Source organism: Synechococcus sp. MU1655 (assembly GCF_023630655.1).
Classification (GTDB): Bacteria; Cyanobacteriota; Cyanobacteriia; order PCC-6307; family Cyanobiaceae; genus Synechococcus_C.
This window is the reverse complement of sequence record NZ_JAKUHK010000223.1, coordinates 1-3,402: the sequence shown is the minus strand read 5'-3', so window position 1 is coordinate 3,402 and position 3,402 is coordinate 1. Positions and strand designations below refer to the sequence as shown.

The 3,402-nt window shown below is 49.3% G+C and carries 3 protein-coding genes; all 3 read right to left on the bottom strand.

The features are described from left to right. Window positions 1–56 precede the first annotated feature (56 nt). Entirely contained in the window at window positions 57–1,781 is a 1,725-nt protein-coding gene (locus NCN04_RS09660; RefSeq protein ID WP_250395951.1) for a hypothetical protein, read from the bottom strand. Window positions 1,782–2,209: 428 nt separating this feature from the next. Next, window positions 2,210–2,797 (bottom strand): hypothetical protein, encoded by a 588-nt coding sequence (locus NCN04_RS09655; protein WP_250395950.1) that lies wholly within the window; start codon window positions 2,795–2,797, stop codon window positions 2,210–2,212. A 224-nt stretch (window positions 2,798–3,021) separates the two neighbouring features. Continuing rightward, window positions 3,022–3,402, bottom strand: a 381-nt coding sequence (gene coaE / locus NCN04_RS09650; RefSeq protein ID WP_250395949.1) for a dephospho-CoA kinase, incomplete at its 5' end; no start/stop codon positions are given.

Here is a 3,402-nt window from a genome sequence, read left to right as displayed (position 1 = left end):
GCACCGGAAGCTTTAGATGTTGAGGTTGTGTATTTGTATTGAGTTGCTGCTTCCTGCTAGCTCGCTTGAAAGCTATAGGTTCGAGAACATTGTGTATTGGCGTGACAACTAAAGTCTGCACCTCCTGGGGGAAGGGTAATGGAGAGTTGTGGAATCCATATCTCATCTCTCCAGCTTTTTCCCCAGACTGCAAAGTCTACCCCTATATTGTATTGGACTCCGGGTGTGATCCTGAACCCTAGATTGTATTTGGGGTTGAAAAGTGTGACGCTGCTTCGATTGTTCTGAATGCCTAAATCCCTTGTCTGCCCACTAGAGACTGCATAGATTCGATTGCGAACATTGTCTTTTAGTTTGAATTGAAGGCTGTTGGAATTGAGATCCATTTTAATTCCTGGGTGCAGCTTGGCATAGGCCACTCCGTAATCGGCTGCTCCACCCAAGAGATCGATATCCCTTAAAAAAACTGGAGCGGCGGCGGGTAAAGGCCTGCCCGGTGATGGTGGAGTGAAATGTCCGTTTCTGAACGGTGCAGGAAGATTGTCTGTTAAGTCTCGGTCATACCCTCGACTCATGCTTTTGCGGCCGACGAATGGCAGTTTCATTTTTAAGCCGGCTCTTGCGCTCATTTCTGCTACAAGCTCTTGCCCATTGAAGACTTGGTTCTGGCGCATTCCTGTCTGCCGGTACTGCCTACTGTTGGCATTGATCGGGGTAAAGGTAGGCGTGACCCTCGCTCGTGTCCCATCACTGTTGAAGCTTAAATTTGCTTTAACTGGGAACCTGAGTCCTAGTCCGTAGCCAAATGTTGCGTATGGTTCTACGTAGTATGTTCGTTTGCATCCAGTCCAGCACCACTTCACAGACTTTGTCCATTTTTTGCGCCATTCATATTGCTTGCCAAAAGTGAAGCCAGTCAGGAAAATATCTTCTTTTGTGCTGGACCTGTCGACCGGTGCAGGGTTTGCAATCTTCTTGGGGATTTTATATTTCGGTAATTTGGTAATTTTTTGCTTTGACAGATTCTTCGTAATGTTCCGGAGAGAGTTCCCTTGAAGTGTGCCTACTTTTCGAAGGTTTTTGAAGCTCTCCGCTTTGGGTATGAACACTGTCTCTTCGATCACTTGATCTGCTGTGTTGAGGACTTCTACGGCAAGGTCTTCATCACTCATCTTCTTTAGTCTTTTGACCGTTGCGGCCCCGAGTGTGCTGATCACTTCTGGATCTTCAAGAGCTGCGCGTGCTTTTTTTGTTTCTTTTAGGATCTCGAGTTGACTATTTTCAAGGTTTTTTATTGCAAATCTTCTCTTGTTTGTGTTGCTGATATAGTTGGGTGATCCCCTTCTTGAAAGGCTTGCGATCGAGCTCTTCAAGTCTTCTTTGCTTCCGCATTGAATTCCTGCTCGGCTTAGTTTTGATTTGTATGTTGCACATGCTCCTGACTTTAAAGAATAGGATAGCTTGGATTGAATGATGAGGCCTTTGTTCAGCTCTAGGACTTCAGAGTTTGCCGACTTGAGTGTCGCCAGGTTGTTCAAGCCTTTGATGCTTTGGATTTTTCTTCTGAGGCTTCTGTTGAGTAATTTGATGCTGTTTGGGTTGAGTTCGTAGCCCGATATGTTGATTTTACCTTTGATTTGATTGGCGTTGAATTTCCGGAGAACGTTGACTTCTGGCGAGGTTTGATGCGCGCTGGCTTGTGCTTGATTGATGCCTGATGACAGTCCAAGGCAAAGGCTCACTGATGCCAATGCTGCCTGTTTGAGCAACTTGCTGGTCATTGCTTTTGGGAGGGTGTTGGTGTGGAATGCTTCCTCCCCTCAAGTTCGCTTGGCTGGCTGGCTGGCGTTGTGATCTGGCTTTTAGATCGCTGTGATTTTGCTCACAGATGGGTTCGCTGATCTCTCGTTAAGACGCTTTCTTCGCTAAGGCTTGTTCTTTTTCTGGTTCATTTAGTTCTTGGTTGTAGAAGCTTTGTAGGACTGCTGAAGAGACTTGGTTCAAGCTTCTTTAGAGGTGTTTAGTGCTTCAATTATTTCCGGTGAGGCCGATCCGGTTTTGGCGAGGCATGACGCAGCGGCAGGATGACGTCAGTCTCTCCCGTTAACCCCTGATTGCCGTTGCCAGCTGGCTCACCTCCATTGGGATTCCCGTGGATGGAGGGATCACCGCATGCTGTCTGTGCCGGTGCCTTCACTGAGCTTGAAGCTCAAAGGCTGACGGCTCCCGATTGTTCCCTCTGCAGTAATGCGCGGCCATCGGCTGCCACCAGGATCCGCGTTGTCACGGTTGGGGGTTCTCCGGCCTGCTCCCAGCCGGTTGCACCTCCCGGGATGCTGAATTCCAAGCCTTCTGGACCCGCATGAATGAGGCACGGATTGTTGCTCGCACTGGTGTACATGCAGCTTCCCGGTCGATAGACCCTGAGGCCGCCGTTTAGCTGGATTGCTGCCCCTCTAGCCAGATTGAGGGCACGCCTTGCCGCGAGGGGGTTGTCGCGGACAAACCGTTTCACGGACTTTGGATCGGGTGTGATCTCGGCGTAAGGGCTGGGGCCGTCGCTGCTATCCGAATCCGCAGCAACCAGATTCGGTTTGTCCTCGTTTGTTTGCTCTGGGGTTTTCAGGGTGGTGATCTCGCAACTCACCTCAGGAGTGCTGAGATCGACAAGACTTGCTGCTACAGGGCGTCGTGTATTCCTTTCGAAGCATTGATATTCAATTGGCTGGCTCTGTGCAGATTGCGTCGTGAGTACCAGCAATGCTGACCATCCCAGTGAGAAACCCAACCGCTTCATGGTCAATTGTTGCTTGGAGACGTTGAAACTTAGGGAGGTTTTTGTGGATTGGTCAAGACATGTGATGTGACAAGGTCCGACTGAGGCCTAAAGCATGAGGGTCGTGAATTGTCGGTGTTTTGACTTTTCTCTGTGGAACTTCTTGCTTTGGATTGGGAACATGATTTGCCCCCATCTTGACTCTGGTTTTGATTGAGTTTTGCTGATTAAGGAAGCGGAAGAGTTTATTTCAGGAGGTCATTGACCTGTGATCTCCAGCACCATGGTTCGCCGCCGTTGTTAATGACATGGTCGGCAAGTTCACGTTTGCGATCAATAGGCCATTGGGCTCTGATGCGTTGTTCTGCTTCCTCCAGAGTGAGCTGATTACGCAGCATTAGTCGTTGTTTTTGCTGCATTGGCGTGCAGTACATCACCCATATCTCTGAACAAAGGTTCTCTAGCTTGGCTTCAAATAGCAACGGGATCATTAAAGCCACCAGAGACTCTTCAGCCTGCTTCTGAAGCTCCCGATCGAAACGTTGTCGCACGAACGGGTGCACTTGACTTTCTAGCCAGGTCCGTTCTTGGGGATCGCTGAACACGATGGAGCCGAGTGCCGCTCG

Bases quoted from the DNA above. Each gene is read 5' to 3' on its own strand.
- NCN04_RS09655 (WP_250395950.1), bottom strand. From the start codon at position 2,797: ATGAAGCGGTTGGGTTTCTCACTGGGATGGTCAGCATTGCTGGTACTC.
- NCN04_RS09660 (WP_250395951.1), bottom strand. From the start codon at position 1,781: ATGACCAGCAAGTTGCTCAAACAGGCAGCATTGGCATCAGTGAGCCTT.